Genomic DNA, 21,523 nt, shown 5'->3' with positions numbered 1-21,523 from the left:
AGGCATCGCGCTTGAGATGAAACGGTCTTCGGGTAGTCTCCGCCCGCATGCCTCTCACCCAACCCGCCGCCGACGTCTGGACCATGGTCGCCGACATCGCCGAGCAGATGCCCAATGCGCCGGCCCTCATTCATGGCGACCGGACGATCTCCTTCCTCGAACTCACCGAAAGCGCGCGCCGGGCGGCGCAGGGGCTTGCCGACCTCGGCATCGGCCCGGGCGATCGCGTGGCCCTGTGGCTGCCCAACGTGCCGGCCTATCCGATCCTCTATCTCGCCTGCGTGCGACTGGGTGCCATCGCCGTGGCGGTGAACACCCGCTACCGCGCGGTCGAGGTCGCCGACATCGTGGGCCGCTCCGGCGCCAAGGTGCTGGCCTGCGCCCCCGGCTTCCGCCGAATCGATTTCCTGTCGATCCTTGCCGGCATCGAGCCGGATGCGCTCGACAGGCTCGCGGCCATCGTCACTGTCGGCGACGAGCCTGCTTTGGTGCCGCCCGCCATCGAACGGCTGCGGCGCGTACCCTTCGAACGCCTGCTGTCCCGTCCGCGTCTCGGTTTGAACAACGCCAGGGCCAGTGCCCCCTGCAACATCTTCACGACCTCGGGCACGACCAGTGCGCCCAAGTTCGTCCTGCATCGCCAGGGGGCGATCGCCGGCCACGCGCAGCAGGTGGCTCGCGCCTTCGGCCTCACCGCGCCCGAAACGCTGTCGCTCTCGATCCTGCCCTTGTGCGGCGTCTATGGCTTCGACCAGACGATGGCGACGCTGGCCGCCGGCAAGCCCTGCGTGCTGGTCGAATCCTACGAGATCGACGAGATCGCGCGGCTGATCGCCCATCACCGCCCGACCACCCTGTTCGGCAGCGACGACATGTACGCCCGTCTGCTCGACGCGGTGCCCGGCGACCATCCTTTCCCGTCGGTGAAGTGGGCGGGCTATGCCGCGTTCAATGCGTCGCTCGACGACATCGCGGAGACGGCCGAGAAACGCGCCCTGCGTCTGTGCGGTCTCTATGGGATGAGCGAGGTCCAGGCCCTCTACTCCCTGCAGCCGATCGACTCCGAAGTCGCGCTTCGCAAGAAGGGCGGCGGCGTGCCGACCTCGCCGCTCGGTCATGTCCGCGTGCGCGATCCGGAGACGGGCGAACTGCTGGGTATCGGCCAGCCGGGCATGCTCGAATGCGCCGGCCCTTCCCTGATGGTCGGCTATTTCGGAAACGACACGGCGACGGCCGAGACCGTGACCGCCGACGGTTACGTGCGAACCGGCGACCTCGCGGAACTCGACGGTCGGGGTGGCTTCACGTTCCTCAGCCGCATGGGCGACGTGCTGCGGCTGTCAGGCTTCCTGGTGAATCCGCTCGAGATCGAGACCCACCTGCAGAAGCTGCCGGGCATCGCGGGCTGTCAGGCCATCGCGGTGCCGCGCCCCGAGGGCGTCCGAGCGGTTGCGTTCGTGATGCTCAGCCCGGGTGCGACGCTCGACGAGGCCGCCGCCATCGCGCACTGCAGGCACGGCCTCGCCAATTACAAGGTGCCGATGCGCGTCTTCGCGGTCGATGACTTCCCGAAGACGCCCTCGCCCAACGGCTTCAAGATCCAGCGCGCCCGCCTGCGCGACATGGCGCTGGAACGGCTCTAGCGCCCCTTGAACTTCGCCGGCTTGCGCTTCTCGGTGAAGGCCCGCGCCGCTTCCTGGAAGTCCTCAGAGAGATAGAGCCGCTCGGGTGCGGTCTGGTGCATGATCTCGCGCGTCATGCGGTCCATGTACCAGCGCCGCGTCCGCACCGTGGAGCGTACGCTGAGCGGCGGGTTCTTCACGACGTCGCGCGCAAGCTCGCGCGCCATGTCGAGATACCTGCCCTTGGGCGCGACGCGATTGATCAGGTTCGCGGCAAGCGCCTCCTCGGCGGTGAAGTAGCGACCGGCAAAGGCAGCCTCCATCGCGAAGGCGCCGCCGCCCCGGAACTGCATGATGCCCCAGTAGCGGCCCGCGCCGAGACCGCGCGACGTCTCGGTGATCTGGAAGCGCGTGCCCTCCTCGGCGACGATCAGGTCGCACTCGAGCACGATGCCGACCGAGAGGCCGAGTACGTAGCCGTGCGGCGCGGCGATGACGGGCTTCCAGTTCACCGACCTTGTGAGCAGGTCGGCAGAGTGCGTCCCGCGCCCCTGCGGCCCGCCCAGCCGCAGAAACTCCTCGCGGCTGCGCAACTGACGCTGCTTCACGTCGGCACCGCTGGAAAAGGCGCGGCCGCGGCCCGTGATGATCGCGATCTGCGCCTCGTCCTCCATGTCGAACCGGTGCAGCGCGTCCGAGAGCGCGCCGACCAGTTCGTCGTTGAAGGCGTTCAGCTTGTCCGGGCGATTGAGCGTCAGGGTGACGATCTCGCCGTCCCGCTCGTAGTCGACGAGCGTACCTGTCTGGCTTTGGGTCATCGTTCCTCCTGACGGGAGCATTTGCCCCGGCGAGCGGAAATGCAATGCTTCCGCCTTCCAAGGGAGAGAAACGATGGCCAAGCGCAAGAGCGTCAACTACCCGGGCTACAGCCACCAGAACCCGATTCCCAATGCCAGCCGCATCGGCAACATCGTGATGTCGAGTATCATGAACGGCACCGAGCCCGGCACGCGCAACGTCCCGCCCGACCTCGGCGCGCAGGTCACCAACATCTTCCAGCACATCAAGCTGTGCGTCGAAGCCGCCGGCGGCACGCCCGACGACATCATCAAGATCAATTTCTGGATGAAGCAACCGTCGACCGGCCGCGCCGCGCTGAACGACGAATGGGTGAAGATGTTCCCCGACGAGGCCTCACGCCCGGCCCGTCACACGCTTCAGCTTTCGGGCGACAGCCCGCACCAGGTGACCTGCGACTTCACCGCCGTGATCGGTGGTTAACGGCCGGGAATCCTGAGGTCGCCGACCGCAGAGCCGACGAAGATCTGCGGCTGCGACGGCGTGCGGACCCCCATGCTCTTCTCGAGGCTCTGAACGCAGGCCCGAGTGGACTGGGCAAGCTGGCTCCAGGTCGAGGCGCCATCGAACTGCTGCAGCAGGCACTGGTCATAGTAGGTAAACCGGTCGCCCGCCCCGCAGCCGAAGCTCACACGATCGGCCGCCGCCGCCGTCAGCACCACGCGGTTGGGCTGTCGCATGGCCGACGTCAGGAAGACGCCGCTATAGCAGGCCGAGACGATAACGACGGTCGGCAGGCCGCCACAGCCGGCATCCAGCGCACTGTCGAGGGTGCCGGGCCGGATGACGCCATTGGCCTGGCGCAACACGACGCCGGTTTCGTGGCCATGGCTGGTGATGAAGGCGAGGCAGGCACCCGCGCCGCCGGCGTTGCGCAGGGCGTTCGAGACGTTCGCCGCGCTGGCGACCTGGGCCGACGGATTGCGCCCGGGATCGGAGGTCAGGATACGAATGTCGCGCACGCCTCGTCCCGACAGCTTGTCGCGCAGGGCGTCGATGCCGTTGTCGAACGACGGGCTGTTGTTGTCGCCAGCGATCAGGACGGCGTGCCAGCGCGCCGCCGGGATGCCGCCGGGCGCCGCCGCGAGGGTCGTGGCGCGACCGGCCGGAGGGGCGCCATCGGTGCCCGGCATGCAGGCAACGATCGAGACCAACAAAGCGACCATGGTGCCGATGCGAACCAACATACCTTCGTGCTCCCGCCAGGAGGACCGTCAATCCTGCGGCTTGGCTCCGACGACCCGCAGCGCCATGTCGGCATAGAGCTTCGCCATCTGCTCCTCCGCAAGGTCGCCGCCCGGACCGTACCACATGGAGACATGGGTACACTGATCGAGCAGCGCCATCGCGATCGCCTTGAGATCGTGCTTTCCCTCGACCCGCGGTGGATCGAAAACATCGTTCTCCACGCCGTGCGCCAGGATGGTCACGACGATGTCGCGGATGGCGCGGCGGCTGCGGCGGATATCGGAGACGCGCGCCGTGTCGAGCCAGCCGATTTCCCGGTTGGCGACCAGCGCCTCGATGCGCAGCCGGCAATGCCGCATGACATAGACGCGGACGAAGGCCGCGAGTTGCGCACGCGCATCGGGGCCAGCCCCCGCCACGGCCTGCTGGCACAGCCGCTCCAGTTCGCTCTGGGTGGAGGCGATGATGTCGTGCAGCAGTTCGTCCTTGGACTTGAAGTGATTGTAGAGGGCGCCTTGCGTGAGCCCGCAGGCCTTCATGATGTCGCGCACCGTGACGACCGGATAACCACGCTCTGCGAACTGGGCGAAGGCCGCGGCGCGGATGGCCTCGACCGGCGGCCGCGCGTCGCGTTCCACGGCCTCCGGCGGCCCGTCGCCGGGGCTGACGGTCTTGCGCTTGCTCATCGCGATGCTCCGGCCATGTTGGCGACGATCGACCAGGCGAGATCGGCCGCCGGCTTCACCAGTTTGCCGGACTCCGCGGCCCGCACGTTCGACGCGGTGCCGTCGAGCGACCGCGCATAGACACCCTGGCGGATGCACGACACGCGGAACAGATTATAGGCCATGTAGAATTCCCATAGGGCGGGCTCGGGAGCAGCGCGGCCGGCGAGCGTGCTGTAGTATCCCACCATCTCCGCCTCGGTCGGCAGACCGAGCTCATCGAGATCGTGCCCCAGCAGGCCGTTCCAGTCCTTGGGCGTACGCCAGAGCATGCAGAGGTAGGCGAGTTCGGCCAGCGGGTCGCCGAGGGTCGAAATCTCCCAGTCGATGATGCCCAGCACCCGCGGCTCGCTCGGGTGGAAGATCATGTTGTCGAGGCGGAAGTCGCCGTGCACCAGGACGGTCTCGTCGTTCGCCGGCAGGTTCGCCGGCAACCATTCGAACAGTCGGTCCATCGACTCGATCTTCTCGGTCTCGGACGCCTTGTACTGTTTTCCCCAGCGCGAGATCTGGCGGGCGACGTAACTGCCGGGACGGCCGAAATCGGCCAGGCCGAGCGCGGCGTAGTCGACGAGATGAAGCCGGGCGAGCGACTCGAACTTGGCGCGATAGATGGCGAGGCGCCCCTCCCTGGGTACGTCCGGCAGGGTCGGGTCCCACAGCACGCGGCCGTCGCAGTATTCCATTATATAGAAAGGCGTGCCCACGACGCTCACATCCTCGCTCAAAGCATAGGCGCGGGGCGTGGGTACGTCGGTGCGATTGAGGGCCGCGATCACGCGGAACTCGCGATCGACCGCATGGGCTGAGGGCAGCAGTTTGCCCGGCGGCTTGCGGCGCAGCACGTAGCGGCGCCCCGCACCGTCGGTCAGCCGATAGGTCGGATTGGATTGCCCGCCCCGGAACTGCTCGACCGTCAGCGGCGGAGTGAACCCCTCGACGTTGGCGGCCATGAACCGGGCGAGCGCCTGCTCGTCGAACCGATGCTTTTCCTGCACCGCCATCGTGCCGATGAAGTCTTCTCCGCGCCGTGCCACCCGAGAAACCTCCTGAACGAGCGTTTACATTGGCCGGGAGTTTGCTCGTACGATGGGGCACACGCAACATCGACCAAGGGGGGAATACGGCTCTGTGGAAACGCTGCTCTCGACCTACCCTCCGGGTGCCTGGGCGGCATTGCTGGCGACCGGCGTCCTGATCGGACTGCTCGCCGGCTTGTTGGGGGTTGGCGGCGGCATCGTCGCCGTGCCGGTCCTCCTGGAGATCTTCGAGTTCATCGGGATCGGCGAGCCGCTGGGCGTGCCTCTGGCCGTCGGCACCGCTCAGGCAAGCATCCTGATCGCTTCGGTCACCGCCGCCGGAGCTCACTGGCGAGCCGGCACGATCGACTCCGGTCTCGTTCAATCCTGGCTGCCGGCGCTGATGGCAGGCGCCGTAATCGGCCTGACACTTGGCCCCCTGGCGCCGACATGGGTCCTGACCACCCTCTTTGCCGTCGTTGCAGCCGGTCTTGCCCTCAAGATGATGGCGGGAGATCGCCTCATTATTGGGCAGAGTCAGCCGGAGCGGCCGTTTTCCTACATCGCCCCGGCCATCGTGGGCGGCCTGGCGGCGGCCGTCGGTGTGGGCGGTGGTACCTTGAGCACGCCCACCCTGACGCTGTTCTCATTTTCCATCAAACGGGCGATCGGCGCGGGTGCGCTTTTCAACCTGGTCATCGCAATTCCGGCGACTGTCGTGTTCCTGCTGATGGACCGGAATACGCCCGGCCGTCCGTTCGATGCGCTGGGCGATGTCGCCTTGTTTTGCGTTGCGACGCTGTCGCTGCCCGCGCTCTTTGTCGCGCCAATGGCGGCCCGATGGTCGGCAAGAGCGCCCGTCGCTTTGCTTCGGCGCTTGTTTGCCTTTTGCCTCGCCGTAATCGCAGTCCGTCTGCTTCTGAGATGATGCAGTTATCACTTGTAATGCACTTGGCACTTGGGCAAAGCGGCCGAATTGTGTTTAGCTGTTGGCGGTCCGGGGGTTCGGACCCAATAGCAAACTGAAGACGACGCGTTTCTGGGGAGGCATCGTTGAATCGATTCCTAAGCAAGGACTTCTTGTCCGGGCTGATGTTCATCGGCTTTGGACTGATTGCCCTTTATGTCGGGCAGAAACTGGCACTGGGTACACCGGTTCGCATGGGACCGGGCTACGTGCCGCGCATGCTTTCTCTCATACTGATCGGGCTGGGAGCTCTGGTGTGCATCATCGCTGTCGTGAGTGGCAGCGATCCGGTCGAAGCGCCGAAATGGAAGCCGATCACGCTGGTGACGCTGGGCATCGTCTGCTTCGCGCTCCTCTTCGAGCGGGCGGGCCTGATCCCTGCCCTGATCGTGCTGGTAACGATTGCGTCTCTGGCCGGCGAGGAGTTCAAGATCACGGAAGTGATAGGCCTCATCGTGGCGCTCGCCGTCCTCTGCACGCTCGTGTTCAAGGTCGGGCTGGGCATGAATATCTACATCGTGCGCGGAGTGTGGTGAGATGGAGCTTCTCGACAACCTATCGCTAGGCTTCAGTGTCGCCTTCACGTTCCAGAACCTGACCTACGCCCTGCTGGGCTGTGTGCTCGGCACGTTGATCGGCGTTCTTCCGGGCATCGGGCCGGTGGCGACAATCGCCATGCTGCTGCCCATCACCTTCCACCTGCCGCCGACTGCCTCGCTCATCATGCTGGCCGGCATCTACTACGGCGCAGCTTACGGCGGTTCGACGACGTCGATCCTGGTCAACCTGCCAGGTGAGTCCTCTTCCGTCGTGACCTGTCTCGACGGCTACCAGATGGCCCGCAATGGCCGCGCCGGAGCCGCGCTCTCGATCTCGGCGGTCGGCTCGTTCTTCGCGGGTACCGTCGGCACGATCATCATCGTGATGTTCGCCGAGCCGCTGACGCGCATGGCGCAGAAGTTCGGCCCGGCCGACTACTGCTCGCTGATGGCCCTCGGCCTCGTCGCCGCGGTCATCCTGGCCAGCGGTTCGGTCACCAAGGCGATCGCGATGGTGTTCCTCGGCCTGCTGTTCGGCCTGGTCGGCACCGACGTGAACACCGGCGCCCAGCGCTTCACCTTCGATATCCCGGAGCTGAGCGACGGCATCGACTTCGCGCCGATCGCCATGGGCCTGTTCGGCATCGCCGAGATCGTGGTCAATCTTGAGAGACACCTGACCCGAAGCGGGGGAACCATCAAAGTCACCTCGCTCTGGCCCACCGCGGACGAAGTACGGCGGGCGATTCCCGCCGCGCTGCGCGGCACGTTCCTCGGTGCAGCCCTCGGCGTGCTTCCGGGCGGTGGCCCGACACTGGGCGCCTTCTCGGCCTATACGCTCGAGAAGAAGATCTCGAGGAATCCGGGCCAGTTCGGCAAGGGCGCGGTCGAGGGCGTCGCGGCGCCCGAGGCGGCCAACAACGCCGCCGCCCAGACCTCGTTCATCCCGATGCTCACGCTCGGCATCCCGTCCAACGCCGTCATGGCGCTGATGGTCGGTGCCATGATCATCCAGGGCATCCAGCCGGGTCCCGAGGTCATGACCAAGAAGCCCGACCTGTTCTGGGGCATGATCGCCTCGATGTGGATCGGCAACGCCATGCTGGTGATCATCAACCTGCCGATGATCGGCATCTGGGTGAAACTGCTGACGGTGCCTTACCGCTTCCTGGCACCGGCCATCCTGCTCTTCTGCTGCATCGGTGCGTACAGTCTGCAAAACAGTACGTTCCATGTCATGCAGGTCGCCGTCTTCGGCGTTCTGGGCTACATCTTCGTCCGCCTGGGCTGCGAAGGTGCTCCGTTCCTGCTTGGCCTCGTTCTGGGTCCGCAGATGGAGGAATACTTCCGGCGTGCCATGCTGCTCTCGCGTGGCAACGCCATGGTCTTCCTGGAGCGCCCGATCAGCCTCGGTCTGCTCATCACGACGGCGCTGCTGCTGCTCCTGATGGCCATACCGAGCTTCAAGAAGGCGAGAAAAGAAGCATTCGTCGAAGAGGAGGGCTGATGCCCTCCTCCTGACACCAGGAGGAAAAGATGTCGGACCTGCCCAAGCGCGTGACGATCAACGAGGAGGGTCCTCGCGAGGGCTTCCAGTCCGAGAAGAAGATGATCCCGGTGGCCGACAAGGTCCGCCTCATCGAGGCGCTTGCGGACACCGGGCTGAAGCACATCGCCTGCGTCTCCTACGTCAATCCGAAGCGCGTGCCGACGATGGCCGATGCCGAGGAAGTCGCGGCCAGGATCGATCTCAAGCCCGGCGTGCAGTACAGCGCGCTGTGGCTGAACCAGCAGGGCCTCGAGCGCGCGCTTCGGGGCCCTCTGCATGTCGATGGCGGCGTGCGCGTCACCGCCTCCGACACATTCTCCCGCAAGAACATCGGCAAGTCGGTCCCGGACGCCATGGTCGAGCAGCGCATGTCGCTCAAGACCTTCAAGGATCGCGGCATGCCGGTCGAATGGGGCACCATCCTCGGCGCATTCGGCTGCAACTACGAAGGCGAACTCTCGACCGACCTCATCCTGCAGCGCGTCCAGCTGGCGCTCGACGAGGCCGAGCTGGCGGGCTTCAAGCTGAAGGGCATCAAGCTCACCGACGCGATGGGCTGGGCGACCCCGGCCTCCGTCGAACGGCTGGTCGGCGCGGTGCGCTCGAAGTGGCCCGATCTCGAGATCTCGCTCCACCTCCATGACACGCGCGGCACTGGCGCGGCGGCGGCCTATGCCGGGCTGCGCATGGGCGTCACGAAATTCGATGCGTCGGTCGCCGGGCTCGGCGGCTGTCCCTTCGCCGCGACCGACGGCGCGGCCGGCAACATCTGCACCGAGGACTTCGCCTTCATGTGCGAGGAGATGGGTGTCGAGACCGGCCTCGACATCGAGCGCCTGATCGACGTCGCGAAGCTTGCCGAGGAGATCGTCGGCCGTCCCCTGCCCGGCCACCTCATGCGCGGCGGCACGCTGAAGGCTGCGCGCCGCAAGGTGGCCGCTTGAACGCCGAGACACTGGCGGGCGTGGTCCCTGACTCGACCTATGTCGACGTCGGGGACATGCCGTGGCAGCCGACGCGCTTTCCCGGGGTCGATTGGAAGATCCTGATGGAGCAGAAGGAAAGCGGCCTCTCGACGGTGCTGATGCGCTGGGCGCCGGGCGCCCGCCTCCCGGCGCACGAGCATGTCGCGATCGAACAGACCTATGTGCTCGAAGGCTCGTTCGCCGATCACGCCGGCGTCTGCCGGGCCGGCAACTATGTCTGGCGGCGGGCGGGAAGCCGCCACGACGCCTGGACCGACGAGGGCTGCCTGATGCTCGCGGTCTTCCTGAAGCCCAACACCTTCTTCGACTGAGCGCCCGCGGCCGGGCCCCAGGCGGCCGAGACGCCAGGCGGCCGAGGCGAATAGAACGGCCGGGCGACCTCTGCTAATGCTCCGTTGCAGCCGGCCCATCCGTGCCCGGCGCGAGGGAGGACAAGGTCACATGTCAGGCGTTCTCGAAGGAATCCGCGTACTCGATTTCGGCCGCTACATCGCCGGTCCGTTCTGCGGCACGATGCTGGCCGACCTTGGCGCCGAGGTGATCCGGATCGAGAAGCTCGAGGGCAGCGAGGACCGCTGGGTGACCCCGGTCGTCGAGGGCGGCGATGGCGCCATGTTCCTGCAGATGGGACGGAACAAGCTCGGCCTCACCCTCAATCCGATGAAGCCCGAGGGCCGGGAGATCGTGAAGAAGCTGGTCGCGAGGTCTGACATCGTCATCGCCAACCTGCCCTACGAAGACCTGCAGAAGATGGGCATCGACTACGAGACCATCTCGGCCATCAATCCGCGCATCATCCTCGCCACCACCTCGACCTTCGGCTCGGAGGGCCCCTACAAGACCCGCGTCGGCTTCGACACGATCGGGCAGGCGATGTCCGGCGCCATGCACCTCTCCGGCGACGGCGAGACGCCGACCCGCATCAACGCACCCGTCGTCGATTTCGGCACCGCCCTGCTCAACACGGTAGGCGTGCTGGCCGCTCTCATGGACCGCGCCAAGAGCGGCAAGGGGCAGAAAGTCGAGACCGCGCTGCTCCGCACGGCCATCAATATCACCAACAGCCACCTGATCGAGCAGGCGATGCTCAATCTCAACCGCGTGGCCACGCTCAACCGCGGCTTCACCGCCGGCCCGTCCGACACCTTCAAGTGCAAGGACGGCTGGATCTACGCCATGACCATCGGCCAGCCGCTGTTCGTGCGCTGGTGCAAGCTGATGGGCGACGACACGCTGGCGGCCGATCCGCGCTTCAAGGACGACCTTGCCCGCGGCGACAATGGCGAGACCCTCTCGGCCATCATGCAGAAGTGGTGCGACACCCGAACCGTCGCCGAGGCGCTGGCCGCGCTGGAGGCCAACCGCATTCCTGCCGGCCCGGTCTATACGCCTCAGCAGGCGCTGGACGACAAGCACGTCCAGGAAGCGAAGTTCTTCCACTCGATGGAGTATCCCGGGGCCAAGATGCCGGTGCCGGTGCTGCAGGAACCCGTGAAGCTCTCCCGCACGCCCCTCACCATCCGCCGCCGGGCCCCCCAACTCGGCGAGCACACGGAACAAATTTTGCAGGAACTGGGGTATGATGCGGCCGTTATCGCCAGGCTCAAGGCCGATCGGGTCGTTTGAGAGGGATCCGGCGGCCGCCCGGTGCGTATAAGGACCAGGAGCCACCGATGAAACGCCGACTGATCCTTGCACTGATGCTCATGGGCTGCGGCTCGGCCGCCGCCCAGGCCACCGCCGACTTTCCCTACGGCCCTAGCCATGTTTTCGCCGCATTCCGCAACGGCGAGCGTATCGGCACGCACACGCTTACCTTCCAGCAGAACGGCGACAAGCGCACCGTCACGACCTCGATCGACTTCGCGGTCAAGGCGCTCGGCCTCACGATGTACCGCTACATGCATCGCGGTCAGGAAGTCTGGAACGGCAACACGTTCGAATCCATCGCGACCCAGACCGACGACAACGGCACCAAGTTCGGGATCAAGGCCCGGAATGACGCCACGGGTCTGGCGGTGGTGCGCGAAGGCAGCGGCGCGCCCAAGATGACGGCGAGCGACGTCGGCTTCCAGCAGGGAACCCCGAACCAGGCCACGCTGCCGTCGAGCACCCTTCCCTCGACCCACTGGAACCTGAATCAGGTCAAGCAGTCGGCGATGCTCAACTCCCAGAACGGCGCCCTGGCCAAGGTCCAGATCACGCCTCGGGGCCGCGAGACGATCAAAACCGCGAACGGCACCCTGGAGGCGACCCGCTACACCTATACCGGCGACGTCCAGATGGATCAGTGGTTCGACGACCGCGGCCGCTGGGTGAAGTCCGCTTTCAAGGCTTCCGACGGATCGACGATCGAGTACATACTGCAGGAATGACACCTGCGGATTGCTTCGCGAAACTGCCCAAACTCCTCGCCGACGATACCGATCTCCTGAGACGTGGCCGCTGGCTGAGCGTCGAGTGCCGGGTCGACATCGGCAGCGAGCCCTTCCACCTCACGCTGAAGGATGGCTCCCTCGCCACCCTCGACCGCGGACCGCGGCTGATGAGGTCGACGGTCTTCACGATACGCGGCAGCGACGAGGCCTGGCGGCATCACTGGCGCCGCATGCCCGAGCCGGGCTGGCACGACCTGTTCGCGCTCACCAAGCGGGGCGCCGCTTCAATGGAAGGCGACCTGCGTCCCCTTCTGCAGAACCTGCAATATTTCAAGGACCTGCTGGCGCTACCTCGCCGGCTGCCGGAGGCCAACTGAAATGGCACCCGTTCTCGATCCCATGGTCGGCCGGTACGTGCGGCTCGATATCGACGGCACGCCGCATCGCATCTATTTCGAGGAAGCGGGACAAGGCATTCCCCTCGTCTGCCTGCACACGGCCGGCGCCGACAACCGCCAGTTCCGCCACCTGCTGGCCGACCCGGAAATCACCCGCCGCTACCGCGTGCTGGCCTTCGACATGCCCTGGCACGGCAAGTCGACACCGCCCACCGGTTGGGAGACGACCGAATACCGGCTGACGACGGCCTCCTACACCGCCGCCATCCGGGCCTTCTGCCAGGCCATGGAACTCGACAAGCCGGTGGTGATGGGCTGCTCGATCGGTGGCCGCATCGTGCTCAATCTCGCGATCGCCCATGCCGCCGAGTTCCGTGCGCTGGTGGCCCTGGAGGCCGCCGACTTCCAGCAGCCCTGGTACGACACGTCGTGGCTGCATCGTCCGGACGTCCATGGCGGCGAGGTGTGCGCGGCGCTGATCTCCGGCCTGATCGCACCACAGAGCCCGCCGGTCAGCCGCCACGAGACGCTGTGGATGTACATGCAGGGCGGGCCCGGCATCTTCAAAGGCGATCTCTATTTCTATCGCGTCGACGGTGACCTGCGCGAGACGGTGAAGTCGATCGATACCGGGGTCTGCCCGCTCTACCTGCTGACCGGCGAGTACGACTTCTCCTGCACCGCCGAGGACACGCTGCGGACGGCGGCGCAGATTCCCGGCGCCCATGTGCAGGTCATGAAGGAGCTGGGCCATTTCCCGATGAGCGAGAACCCGGCCAGGTTCCGCGAGTACATCCTGCCAGTGCTGGAGAGGATCGCGGCACCCAAAGGATAGGACGAAGCAGGTCGAGGCAGTTACGAGCCCCGTTGATAGTCAGCGCCTCGAGTCGAACGCCAGTCTCGTCGCCAGGCCGGCGAAGACGGCGCCGAGGAAGTATTGCGGCAGGCGGCGGAAGCGGCCCCGGCTCGCGAAGACGCGGCCGAGGCGGCTGGCGCCCAGGATGACAGCGCCGTTCACCACCAGGCCAACTGCGTTGAGCACTGTCGCCAGCACCATGATCTGCAGCGCGACCGAGCCCGCTTCCGGCTGGACGAACTGCGGGAACAGCGCCAGCACGAACAGGGCCATCTTCGGGTTCAGGATATTGGTCAGCAGCCCCTGTCGGAACATGGTGCCGATGGCGTGACGGGTCGCGCCGGCCTCGGGTGCAGCCGTCACGGCGCCGGAGCGCACCGTCTTCCAGGCGAGATAGAGAAGATAGGCCGCACCGGCGTAGCGCACGACGTCGTAGGCGACGGGCACGATCAGGAATAGCTGCGACAGGCCGAATGCCGCCGCCAGCGCGTGGCAGTAGGTGCCGACCTGGATGCCGGCCAGGGTCGCGAAGCCCGCCGCCTTGCCCTGGCTCGCACTGCGCGAAGCGATCAGCAGCATGTCGGGGCCCGGCGTCAGGGTGAGCGCCAGCGCCGCGACGCCGAACAAGGCGAGCGTCGAGAGATCAACCATCAGAGGATCTGGAAGACCTCGTAGACCGGCCCGGTGGGGTCGCGGCGGCCGGTCGAGACGCAGACGATGCGATTGAGGAAGCGGTACTTCTCCGATGCGGTCTCGAAGTACGGCGTGGCGCGGAAGTAATACTGGCTGGGATCGACCTTCTCGCCCTTGTTGAGCTGCTCGAGCACCCAGGCCGGGCCGTGCCGCATGCCGCGATAGCTCATGTAGACGAGATGGCCGTCGTCGGTCTTCAGCGTGAGGCGCACGTCGAGCATCAGGATGCCGTCGCGTCGCTGCAGCAACCAGTCGCCGGCCGGCGCCGGCAGGACAGTGCCACGCAGTTCCTCGCCCTCGAACGTGCCGCCCGTGACCGTCGCGATGCGGCGGCGGCCATAGGGCGTCTCGCCCACGTCGGTGAAGTTCGGGTCGACCTGCAGGGTCAGCGTGAAGAGATGGGCGGAACGCAGCATTGGTCCGGTCATGGTAATCCTCAAATCTTGGCCGTCCGGCCTTCCCAGTAGGGAGCCCGGAGTTCGCGCTTCATGATCTTGCCGATGGTGCTGCGCGGAAGCGAGTCACGGAATTCGACGGCGACGAGCCGCTGCGTCTTGCTGAGCTGGCCGTTCGCCCATTCGCGCAACGCCTCTTCGCTCAGGGCAGCGCCGTCGCGGCGCACGCACAGCGCCATCGGCGATTCGCCCCACTGGTCGCTCGGCACGCCGATCACCGCGGCATCGATCACGGTGGGATGCTTCAGCAGCAGGACCTCGATGTCGGCGGCATAGACGTTGAAGCCGCCGGAGATGATCATGTCCTTCTTGCGATCGAGCAGGATCAGGAACCCGTCCTCGTCGATCCTGCCCATGTCGCCGGACTTGAAGAACAGGCGGCCCTTCTCGTCGTACCAGAACAGTTCGCGCGTCTTGTCGTCCTGCTTGTAGTAGCCCTTCATCATCATCTCGGCGCGGCCTGCAATCTCACCGACCTCGCCTTGCGGCAGTTCCTTGCCCTGCTCGTCCAGGATCCGGAGCTCGACGCCGAAACCCGGCGTGCCGACCGTATGAAGCTTGCCGGGATGCAGGTTGGCTTCGAGCATGCAGCTCCCTCCGCCCTCGGTCAGGCCGTAGATCTCGATCAGGCGGCCGGGCCAGCGCTTGACGCAGTCTTCCTTCACCTGTGCCCGGAGCGGTGCGCTGGTCGACAGCTTGGTCTTGAAGGCGCCGAGGTCGTATCTGTCGAAATCGGGATGCGCCAGGATGCGCTGGTATTGCACCGGCACCAGCATCGCGTGAGTGACCCGCTCGGCCTGGGCCAGCTCCAGGAACTTCACGACGTCGGACTTGCGCATCAGGATCGACGTGCCGCCGACACCGACTGTCGCCAGCAGCGCAACCAGCGTGGTGTTGGAATAGAGCGGCGTCGACACCAGCGAGATCGTGTCGGGGCCGTAGTCGAAGGCCGGGAACCGGATGGGCAGCTGGCTGCGCAGGGCGTGCGAGTGGAGGATGCCCTTGGGCAGACCGGTCGTGCCGGAACTGTAGATGATGTTGAAATCGTCGAGCGGCTCGATCTCCGTGGCAAAGGGCGCATCGCTCGCCGGCGCCAGCCACGCCTCGAAATCCTGCCAACCCGGCCGCACGAAGTCGTAGGCGATGCGGCCGCCCTCGACGAGCTTGCCCAGCCGCGCCTCGTAGGGCTCGACCAGCGCGCGGTACTGGTCCGACAGGAACAGGACCTTGGCGTCGCAATCGTCGAGCATCTTTTCGAGCGCGTCCGCCGCCGCCATGGTCGACAACGGCACGACGCAGACGCCGGCGCGCAGCCCGCCCATGAAGGTCTCGAGATATTCGATCGAATTGGCGGCAAGGATGGCGATCTTGTCGCCCCGCCCCAGCCCCATCTCCGACAGCCGACGGGCGATCCGGTTGATGCGCCTGTCGAATTCGGCCCAGTTCCGCACCACGCCGTCGCATTTCACCGCCGGCTTGTCCGGATGGCTGCCCGCATGCCGCGCAACCAGGGCCGGGATCGACGTAAAATCGGGGATGTCGTCGATGACCGGCTGCGGAACGACAGGCTGGTCGGGGCTCATCGGCCGCGACTTACTTCTTGGGCTCGACCGTCTCGACCGGACCGCCGGCCTTCTTCCAGGCGCCGAATCCACCTTCGAAATGCGCCACCGGGGTCAGGCCCATGTCCTGGGCGGTCCTGGTCGACAGCGCCGAGCGCCAAGCGCCGGCGCAGAAGAACACGAACTTGTTGCCGGTCTGGAAGTAGTCCTTGGCGTAGGGGCTCTTGGGATCGATCCACATCTCCAGCATGCCGCGCGTCACGTTGATCGCGCCGGGGATCGTGCCGTCGCGCCACAGTTCGCGGATATCGCGGATGTCGATGAAAGTGACGCCGGGCTGGCCGTGGATCTTCATCGCTTCGGCCAGCGACAACGTCTCGATCTGGCTGTTGGCCTCGTCGACCATCTGCTGGACCGTCTTCTTGATCTCGAGCGGCATCGAATCCTCCCTACGCTGCACCTTCGGGCCTTGGTAGCATTTTGGCCCGAACAGGCAAACGACGGCGACGCCGAAGCCGGCTACTTCTTCCTGGTCTTCGCCTTCGTCTCGGGAATGGCCTTCATCTCCTCGAGCCAGATGTCGGGGCTGCCGTCGGACGGCGCACGCCAGTCGCCCCGTGGTGACAGCGATCCGCCGGACGAAATCTTCGGCCCGTTGGGCACCGCCGAGCGCTTGAACTGGTTGGTGAAGAAGCGCCGCAGGAACAGCGCAAGCCACTTGCGGATTTCCTCCAGCGTGTAGGCGCGCCGCGTGTCCTCATCCATGTTGGCGGGCCACGCGCCCTTGCCGATGTCGTGCCAGGCGTTCCACGCCATGAAGGCGATCTTCGACGGGCGGTAACCCAGCCGCGTCAGGTAGAAGAGATTGAAATCCTGCAGCGCATAGGGACCGACGAAGCTCTCGGTCGCCTGCACCACACCCTTCTCGCCGGCGGGAATGAGCTCGGGCGAAATCTCGGTATTGAGGATGTCGTGCAGGATCTCGGCCGTCTCGGCGCTGACGTCGCCCGACGCGGCGACGAAGCGGATCAGGTGCTGGATCAGCGTCTTGGAGACCGAGCCATTGGGATTGTAGTGGGACATGTGATCGCCCACGCCGTAGGTGCACCAGCCGAGGCCGAGTTCGGAGAGGTCACCGGTGCCGACCACCATGCCGCGCTGCTGGTTGGCGAGACGGAAGAGGTAGTCCGTGCGCAGGCCCGCCTGCACGTTCTCGAAGGTGATGTCGTAGACCTTCTCGCCGCGGCCGAACGGATGGCCGATATCGGCCAGCATCTGCGTCGCCGCCGGCTTGATGTCGATCTCCGCCGCCGTGACGCCCAGCGCCTTCATCAGCCGCCAGGCATTGGTGTGGGTTTTGTCGGACGTGCCGAAGCCCGGCATCGTGTAGGCGAAGACGTTCTTGCGGCTGAGGCCGAGGCGATCCATCGCCCGGCAGATGACGATCAGCGCATGGGTCGAATCGAGGCCGCCCGACACGCCGATGACGGCATTCTCGGTGCGGCTCGACTGCAGGCGCTGCGCCAGTCCCTGGACCTGGATGTTGTAGGCCTCGTAGCAATTGTCGCGCAGCTTGGCCGGATCGGACGGCACGTAGGGAAAGCGCTCGATCGCGCGATCCAGCGCCACGCTCTCCTTAGGCGGATCGAAGGCGAAGGAAAGCGTCCGGAAGCGCTCGACCCTCTCCTTCTCCTGCAGCGCGCAATCGGCGAAGCCGTTGTAGCGCAGGCGCTCCTGCCGGATGCGACCGAGGTCGACGTCGGCCTGGATCATCGTCGAGTCCTTCTCGAAGCGCGCGGACTCGACGAGCTGGTCACCGATCTCGTAGATCGCGGCATGGCCGTCCCAGGCGAGGTCGGTCGTCGATTCGCCCGGCCCCGACGCCGAATAGGCATAGGCCGCGACCGCACGCATCGACTGGCTGCCGCAAAGCAGCCGCCGCGCCTCCGCCTTGCCGATGGTGATGTTGCTGGCCGACAGGTTGACCAGCAGCTCGGCGCCCGCGAGCGCGGCGTGGCTCGACGGCGGGATCGCCACCCACACGTCCTCGCAGATCTCGACATGGAAGGTGAGATCGATGCCGGCCGCCTTGAAGAGGAGATCCGTGCCGAACGGCACGGTCTCGCCCAGCAGCTCGACCTCGTGGCCGAGCACGTTGGCGCCGGAGATGAAATGCCGCTTCTCGTAGAACTCGCGATAGTTCGGCAGGTAGGTTTTTGGCACCACGCCCAGCACCTTGCCGCGATGGACGACGACGGCGGTGTTGTAGAGGCGGCCCGAGACCCGGAGCGGCGCGCCGACGATCAGCACCGGGAAGAGCTTGCGCGAGGCCTCGACGACCTTGGCGATCGACCTCTCGACCTCGTCGAGCAGCGCGTCCTGCAGCAGGAGGTCCTCAATGGCATATGAGGACAGGCCCAGTTCGGGGAAGACCATGACGGCGGCACGCGCCTTGTCGCCCTGCCCCGCGAGTTTCAGCGTCTCGCTGAGATTGTAGGCGGCATCGGCCACGCGGGTGCGCGGCACGCAGCACGCCACGCGCACGAACTCATGGGAATAGAGCGAGTAGAAATCGGACATCGGGCCTCCAGCCATTCCCTACTGGTGCCCCGGTCGGGATTTCCAATCAAGGCCTGCTGGAAAGAAGGGCGATGGTGGGCGCGACAGGGATCGAACCTGTGGCCACTGCCATGTCAAGACAGTGCTCTACCGCTGAGCTACGCGCCCATCACCTGCTGCTGCCGGGGTCGAAACCATCCGGTAGCGCGGAAGAGCGGTCGTCTACATCGCGGGAAACGGATTGGCAAGAGCGCGAAAGGTGACGTGCCCCGTTCCACCCGCTATGACCAAGGAATGGATTTTCTTCCGGTCCTGCCCGACCACGAGGCGCTGGATTGCCGGCTGCCGGCCCACCAGACGGTTCCCGTGGTCGTCGCGTCGCCGCATAGCGGCTCGACCTATCCCGCAGCCTTTCTCGAGCAGGCGGCCGTTTCCCTCGCCGCGCTCCGCCGAGCGGAAGATGCCTTCGTCGATGAGCTTTTTGCCGCCGCCCCGTCGCTCGGCATGCCGTTCCTGGCCGCCCGCTTCCCGCGCTCCTATGTCGATGCCAACCGCGAGCCCTACGAACTGGATCCCGGGATGTTCGAGGGGCCGCTGCCTCGTCCCCTGAACCACCGCACCACGCGTGTGGCGGCGGGCTTGGGCATGATCCCCCGCGTCGCGGCCAGCGGCGAGGCGATCTATCGCGGCCGCGTGCCGGCGGAAACGATCGAGCATCGGCTGGAAACCTGCTGGCGCCCCTATCACCAGACGCTCTCCCTGCTGGTCGAGAATACCTACAGTTCGTTCGGCGGGGCCCTGCTGATCGATGCCCATTCGATGCCCTCCTCGGTCTCCAGCCTCGGCTCGCGCGACCGGGACCAGCGGGTCGACATCGTCCTGGGCGACAATCACGGCGAGGCCTGCGCTCCCGAACTCGTGGCCGCGGCAGAGCGCTGGTTTCGCGCACGGGGGCTGCGCGTGCTGCGCAACCAGCCCTATGCCGGCGGTTTCACGACGCAACGCTACGGCCGGCCAGTGCTCGCGCGCCACACGCTCCAGATCGAGATCAACCGGGCGCTCTACATGGACGAGGCGCGGCACGAGAAGCTGCCGGTCGCCGGCGTCTTCGCCAGGCTGATCACCGGCCTGCTGGAAGAAATGGGCCAGCAGGCCCGGGAAACGCTGCGGCCCCGGCCCCTCGCGGCCGAATAGGACCGCAGCAGGCCCCCGACAATCAGCCGATTGGGCAAAAAAAGGGGCCGTGACAAGCACGGCCCGAGTTTAGGGAGGAAACGCCCAAGACGGGCATACAGCAAACAAAGAGGCTACCGAGGTAGCGTTTGCTGCCCTCAAAGAATGGTGCACCTGCGAAGAGAATGCAAGAGCGAAAAAGAGCCCTGAATTCACATATTTAGCGTTCGTTGATGTCTGGGATCAGGTGTGTTGTTTTTGCAACGCACAAGAATAGTGCGATGCAGCCATGCACCGATTGCATTGCTTCAGCAAACGCGCGAGGTGTGCGGTTTCTGTAGGGTGTTCAAAGACTTAAGTCCTGGATGGAGGGGTTGTTGGCCAAGAAGTTCGTAGTCGCGATGATGATGCACGAGACCAATACGTTCTCGCCGCTGCCCACCCCGATCGAGTCGTTCGCCCGAGGCGGCGGCCTTGGCGCCCTGAGCGGGCCCGACGCCATCAAGGAAGCGGAAGGCACCAATACCTCACTGGGTGGCTTCATCGAGGTGGCCCGCAAGGCCGGTGCCGAATTCACGGTCCCCATGGCAGCCTCTGCCCATCCGTCGGGCCTGGTCACCAAAGCGGCATACGAGCAGATGACCACCGCCATCGTCGACGAGGTGAAGAAGGGCTGCGACGCCGTCCTCCTCGCTTTGCACGGCGCCATGGTCGCCGAGCACTATGACGATGGCGAAGGCGAGTTGCTGAACCGCATCCGCAGGATCGCGCCCGACGTGCCGATCGCCGTGGCGCTCGATTTCCATACCCAGATGACCGACGCCATGGTGAACGGCGCCACGATTCTGACGGGCTACCGCACCTATCCCCATATCGACATGGCCGACACGGCCCGCCGCGCCGGACGGACGCTGATCCGGACCCTGGCCGGCGAGATCGAGCCGAAGATGGTCTGGGGCAACCGCCCGATCATGAGCAGCTCGCTGGTCCACACGCCCTCGCGCGAGCCGATGAAGACGCTGATGGGCATGGCCAACCAGGCCGAGGATACCGGTGAAGTGCTGAACGCCTCCGTGTTCGGCGGCTTCCCGCAGGCCGACATCCCCCACCTCGCCCTCTCCTCGGTCATCGTCTGCGACAAGCGCACCGCCGAAGGCGAGATCCTGCTCAACAAGATCCTCGATACGGCGTGGGAGAAGCGCGAAGGCTTCCTGTTCCATCCCGAGCCGCTGTCGGTCCAGGTCGGCCGCGCCAAGGGCTACACCGACTATCCCGTCGTCATGGCCGACCACGGCGACAATACCGCGTCGGGCGGCACCCAGGACGTGATGAGCGTCATCGAGGAGGCCATGAAGCAGGACCTCGAGGATGCCTGCGCCGGACCGATCTGCGATCCCGCCTGCGTCGAGCAGATGATCAAGGCGGGCGTCGGCGCCGAAGTGACGCTCGAACTGGGCGGCAAGATCGACATGCCGACCATGGGCCTGAAGGGCAAGCCGCTCAAGGTGACGGGCAAGGTGAAGGCGATCACCGACGGCCAGTTCATCGTGACCGGCCCAATGGCGACCGGCACCACGGTCCGCATGGGCCGCACCGCCGTCCTCGACACCGGCAAGATGCAGATCGTCGTGTCGGAGAAGCGCGCCGAGCCCTACGACCTCGGCGTCTTCACCCATTGCGGCATCGATCCGCGCCGCAAGAAGTACGTGCTGATCAAGTCGCGCCAGCATTTCCGTGCCGGCTTCGAGCCCATCGCCAAGCACATCGTGATGTGCGACGGCGACGGCTGCACCGCCTCGGACCTCAAGCTCTTCAAGTACGAGCGCGTAAAGCGTCCGCTCTACCCGTTCGACCTCGACATGCGGCTGGGCCGCAACGAGGCCTGAAGGAAAGCCAAGGATCCCTCACTTCGTTCGAGATGACACTATTGTTGGGTTTTGCGCAGTGCGCTTAGTCAAACAGCTGTCATCCCGAGCGTAGCGAGGGATCCTTGCAT

General features: G+C 65.8%; 22 protein-coding genes and 1 tRNA gene. 13 read left to right on the top strand and 10 right to left on the bottom strand.

Going from position 1 to position 21,523, the window contains the following annotated elements:
• The first annotated feature begins 47 nt into the window (after positions 1–47).
• Complete coding sequence (locus tag KQ910_RS16360) at positions 48–1,643, top strand: AMP-binding protein (RefSeq protein ID WP_216962441.1); 1,596 nt, start codon at positions 48–50, stop codon at positions 1,641–1,643.
• Here the strand turns inward: KQ910_RS16360 and KQ910_RS16355 are convergent.
• The gene (locus KQ910_RS16355) at positions 1,640–2,440 is read right to left on the bottom strand and encodes an enoyl-CoA hydratase/isomerase family protein (RefSeq protein ID WP_216962438.1); all 801 of its coding nucleotides are present in this window, start codon (positions 2,438–2,440) and stop codon (positions 1,640–1,642) included. The genes KQ910_RS16360 and KQ910_RS16355 overlap by 4 nt on opposite strands.
• Positions 2,441–2,513: 73 nt before the next feature.
• Between KQ910_RS16355 and KQ910_RS16350 the strand changes: the two genes are divergently transcribed.
• Entirely contained in the window at positions 2,514–2,903 is a 390-nt protein-coding gene (locus KQ910_RS16350; protein WP_216962436.1) for a RidA family protein, read from the top strand.
• Here the strand turns inward: KQ910_RS16350 and KQ910_RS16345 are convergent.
• The 3 genes from KQ910_RS16345 to KQ910_RS16335 are packed head-to-tail and all read right to left on the bottom strand — an operon-like array spanning position 2,900 to position 5,397.
• Positions 2,900–3,667 carry a C13 family peptidase gene (locus KQ910_RS16345; protein ID WP_216962433.1) on the bottom strand — a complete coding sequence of 256 codons (768 nt, stop codon included), beginning with the start codon at positions 3,665–3,667 and terminating at the stop codon, positions 2,900–2,902. The genes KQ910_RS16350 and KQ910_RS16345 overlap by 4 nt on opposite strands.
• A 27-nt stretch (positions 3,668–3,694) precedes the next feature.
• A complete protein-coding gene (locus KQ910_RS16340; protein ID WP_216962430.1) occupies positions 3,695–4,354 on the bottom strand; it encodes a TetR/AcrR family transcriptional regulator in 660 nt (219 codons plus the stop codon).
• On the bottom strand, positions 4,351–5,397 hold the full coding sequence (locus KQ910_RS16335) for a phosphotransferase (protein WP_216963933.1): 1,047 nt from the start codon (positions 5,395–5,397) through the stop codon (positions 4,351–4,353). The genes KQ910_RS16340 and KQ910_RS16335 overlap by 4 nt, the downstream gene beginning before the upstream one ends.
• A gap of 127 nt (positions 5,398–5,524) precedes the next feature.
• On the opposite strand from KQ910_RS16335, the gene KQ910_RS16330 reads away from it, so the two are divergent.
• The 9 genes from KQ910_RS16330 to KQ910_RS16290 all read left to right on the top strand — a co-directional run bounded on the left by KQ910_RS16330 (position 5,525) and on the right by KQ910_RS16290 (position 13,064).
• Entirely contained in the window at positions 5,525–6,340 is an 816-nt protein-coding gene (locus KQ910_RS16330; RefSeq protein WP_216962427.1) for a sulfite exporter TauE/SafE family protein, read from the top strand.
• Positions 6,341–6,465: 125 nt separating this feature from the next.
• The gene (locus KQ910_RS16325) at positions 6,466–6,915 is read left to right on the top strand and encodes a tripartite tricarboxylate transporter TctB family protein (protein WP_216962423.1); all 450 of its coding nucleotides are present in this window, start codon (positions 6,466–6,468) and stop codon (positions 6,913–6,915) included.
• 1 nt (position 6,916) lies between these two features.
• Positions 6,917–8,425 carry a tripartite tricarboxylate transporter permease gene (locus KQ910_RS16320; protein ID WP_216962421.1) on the top strand — a complete coding sequence of 503 codons (1,509 nt, stop codon included), beginning with the start codon at positions 6,917–6,919 and terminating at the stop codon, positions 8,423–8,425.
• A 29-nt stretch (positions 8,426–8,454) separates the two neighbouring features.
• Positions 8,455–9,411, top strand: coding sequence for a hydroxymethylglutaryl-CoA lyase (locus tag KQ910_RS16315; RefSeq protein ID WP_216962419.1), 957 nt, complete (start codon positions 8,455–8,457; stop codon positions 9,409–9,411).
• Entirely contained in the window at positions 9,408–9,764 is a 357-nt protein-coding gene (locus tag KQ910_RS16310; protein ID WP_229600427.1) for a cupin domain-containing protein, read from the top strand. The genes KQ910_RS16315 and KQ910_RS16310 overlap by 4 nt, the downstream gene beginning before the upstream one ends.
• 130 nt (positions 9,765–9,894) lie before the next feature.
• Positions 9,895–11,079, top strand: a complete 1,185-nt coding sequence (locus KQ910_RS16305; protein WP_216962417.1) for a CaiB/BaiF CoA transferase family protein — start codon at positions 9,895–9,897, stop codon at positions 11,077–11,079.
• A gap of 47 nt (positions 11,080–11,126) precedes the next feature.
• On the top strand, positions 11,127–11,828 hold the full coding sequence (locus KQ910_RS16300) for a DUF6134 family protein (protein WP_216962415.1): 702 nt from the start codon (positions 11,127–11,129) through the stop codon (positions 11,826–11,828).
• On the top strand, positions 11,825–12,208 hold the full coding sequence (locus KQ910_RS16295; RefSeq protein ID WP_216962413.1) for a hypothetical protein: 384 nt from the start codon (positions 11,825–11,827) through the stop codon (positions 12,206–12,208). Before KQ910_RS16300 ends, KQ910_RS16295 begins: the two co-directional genes overlap by 4 nt.
• A gap of 1 nt (position 12,209) precedes the next feature.
• Positions 12,210–13,064: an alpha/beta fold hydrolase gene (locus tag KQ910_RS16290; RefSeq protein WP_216962411.1), complete on the top strand. Its 855-nt coding sequence runs from the start codon at positions 12,210–12,212 to the stop codon at positions 13,062–13,064.
• Between the two features lie 39 nt (positions 13,065–13,103).
• On the opposite strand, the gene KQ910_RS16285 is transcribed toward KQ910_RS16290, so the two are convergent.
• The 6 genes from KQ910_RS16285 to KQ910_RS16260 all read right to left on the bottom strand — a co-directional run bounded on the left by KQ910_RS16285 (position 13,104) and on the right by KQ910_RS16260 (position 18,522).
• Positions 13,104–13,736 carry a LysE family translocator gene (locus tag KQ910_RS16285; RefSeq protein WP_216962408.1) on the bottom strand — a complete coding sequence of 211 codons (633 nt, stop codon included), beginning with the start codon at positions 13,734–13,736 and terminating at the stop codon, positions 13,104–13,106.
• Positions 13,736–14,206 (bottom strand): DUF3237 domain-containing protein, encoded by a 471-nt coding sequence (locus KQ910_RS16280; protein WP_229600426.1) that lies wholly within the window; start codon positions 14,204–14,206, stop codon positions 13,736–13,738. Before KQ910_RS16280 ends, KQ910_RS16285 begins: the two co-directional genes overlap by 1 nt.
• An 8-nt stretch (positions 14,207–14,214) precedes the next feature.
• Positions 14,215–15,816: a class I adenylate-forming enzyme family protein gene (locus tag KQ910_RS16275; RefSeq protein WP_229600425.1), complete on the bottom strand. Its 1,602-nt coding sequence runs from the start codon at positions 15,814–15,816 to the stop codon at positions 14,215–14,217.
• Between the two features lie 10 nt (positions 15,817–15,826).
• Positions 15,827–16,234 (bottom strand): rhodanese-like domain-containing protein, encoded by a 408-nt coding sequence (locus KQ910_RS16270; protein WP_216962405.1) that lies wholly within the window; start codon positions 16,232–16,234, stop codon positions 15,827–15,829.
• A gap of 80 nt (positions 16,235–16,314) precedes the next feature.
• The gene (locus tag KQ910_RS16265) at positions 16,315–18,375 is read right to left on the bottom strand and encodes an NAD(+) synthase (RefSeq protein ID WP_216962402.1); all 2,061 of its coding nucleotides are present in this window, start codon (positions 18,373–18,375) and stop codon (positions 16,315–16,317) included.
• A gap of 72 nt (positions 18,376–18,447) precedes the next feature.
• A tRNA-Val gene (locus KQ910_RS16260) sits at positions 18,448–18,522 on the bottom strand.
• 126 nt (positions 18,523–18,648) lie between these two features.
• Here KQ910_RS16260 and KQ910_RS16255 point away from each other — a divergent pair.
• Together KQ910_RS16255 and KQ910_RS16250 are read left to right on the top strand one after the other, a co-directional pair.
• Positions 18,649–19,548: an N-formylglutamate amidohydrolase gene (locus KQ910_RS16255; protein WP_216962399.1), complete on the top strand. Its 900-nt coding sequence runs from the start codon at positions 18,649–18,651 to the stop codon at positions 19,546–19,548.
• Positions 19,549–19,904: 356 nt separating this feature from the next.
• Positions 19,905–21,413 carry a M81 family metallopeptidase gene (locus KQ910_RS16250; RefSeq protein WP_216962397.1) on the top strand — a complete coding sequence of 503 codons (1,509 nt, stop codon included), beginning with the start codon at positions 19,905–19,907 and terminating at the stop codon, positions 21,411–21,413.
• The last annotated feature ends 110 nt before the right edge of the window (positions 21,414–21,523 follow it).

The sequence above is a fragment of the Reyranella humidisoli genome, assembly GCF_019039055.1.
GTDB classification, from domain to species: Bacteria; Pseudomonadota; Alphaproteobacteria; order Reyranellales; family Reyranellaceae; genus Reyranella; species Reyranella humidisoli.
The sequence above is the reverse complement of the archived record's forward strand: the minus strand, read 5'-3'. Positions and strand labels throughout refer to the sequence as shown.

What these genes read in the sequence shown, in the direction of transcription:
- KQ910_RS16270 (WP_216962405.1), bottom strand. Translation starts at nt 16,234, where the DNA reads ATGCCGCTCGAGATCAAGAAGACGGTCCAGCAGATGGTCGACGAGGCC.
- KQ910_RS16355 (WP_216962438.1), bottom strand. Translation starts at nt 2,440, where the DNA reads ATGACCCAAAGCCAGACAGGTACGCTCGTCGACTACGAGCGGGACGGC.
- KQ910_RS16345 (WP_216962433.1), bottom strand. Translation starts at nt 3,667, where the DNA reads ATGTTGGTTCGCATCGGCACCATGGTCGCTTTGTTGGTCTCGATCGTT.
- KQ910_RS16300 (WP_216962415.1), top strand. Translation starts at nt 11,127, where the DNA reads ATGAAACGCCGACTGATCCTTGCACTGATGCTCATGGGCTGCGGCTCG.
- KQ910_RS16265 (WP_216962402.1), bottom strand. Translation starts at nt 18,375, where the DNA reads ATGTCCGATTTCTACTCGCTCTATTCCCATGAGTTCGTGCGCGTGGCG.
- KQ910_RS16255 (WP_216962399.1), top strand. Translation starts at nt 18,649, where the DNA reads ATGGATTTTCTTCCGGTCCTGCCCGACCACGAGGCGCTGGATTGCCGG.
- KQ910_RS16285 (WP_216962408.1), bottom strand. Translation starts at nt 13,736, where the DNA reads ATGGTTGATCTCTCGACGCTCGCCTTGTTCGGCGTCGCGGCGCTGGCG.
- KQ910_RS16290 (WP_216962411.1), top strand. Translation starts at nt 12,210, where the DNA reads ATGGCACCCGTTCTCGATCCCATGGTCGGCCGGTACGTGCGGCTCGAT.
- KQ910_RS16295 (WP_216962413.1), top strand. Translation starts at nt 11,825, where the DNA reads ATGACACCTGCGGATTGCTTCGCGAAACTGCCCAAACTCCTCGCCGAC.
- KQ910_RS16350 (WP_216962436.1), top strand. Translation starts at nt 2,514, where the DNA reads ATGGCCAAGCGCAAGAGCGTCAACTACCCGGGCTACAGCCACCAGAAC.
- KQ910_RS16320 (WP_216962421.1), top strand. Translation starts at nt 6,917, where the DNA reads ATGGAGCTTCTCGACAACCTATCGCTAGGCTTCAGTGTCGCCTTCACG.
- KQ910_RS16360 (WP_216962441.1), top strand. Translation starts at nt 48, where the DNA reads ATGCCTCTCACCCAACCCGCCGCCGACGTCTGGACCATGGTCGCCGAC.
- KQ910_RS16335 (WP_216963933.1), bottom strand. Translation starts at nt 5,397, where the DNA reads ATGGCGGTGCAGGAAAAGCATCGGTTCGACGAGCAGGCGCTCGCCCGG.
- KQ910_RS16280 (WP_229600426.1), bottom strand. Translation starts at nt 14,206, where the DNA reads ATGACCGGACCAATGCTGCGTTCCGCCCATCTCTTCACGCTGACCCTG.
- KQ910_RS16305 (WP_216962417.1), top strand. Translation starts at nt 9,895, where the DNA reads ATGTCAGGCGTTCTCGAAGGAATCCGCGTACTCGATTTCGGCCGCTAC.
- KQ910_RS16340 (WP_216962430.1), bottom strand. Translation starts at nt 4,354, where the DNA reads ATGAGCAAGCGCAAGACCGTCAGCCCCGGCGACGGGCCGCCGGAGGCC.
- KQ910_RS16275 (WP_229600425.1), bottom strand. Translation starts at nt 15,816, where the DNA reads ATGAGCCCCGACCAGCCTGTCGTTCCGCAGCCGGTCATCGACGACATC.
- KQ910_RS16315 (WP_216962419.1), top strand. Translation starts at nt 8,455, where the DNA reads ATGTCGGACCTGCCCAAGCGCGTGACGATCAACGAGGAGGGTCCTCGC.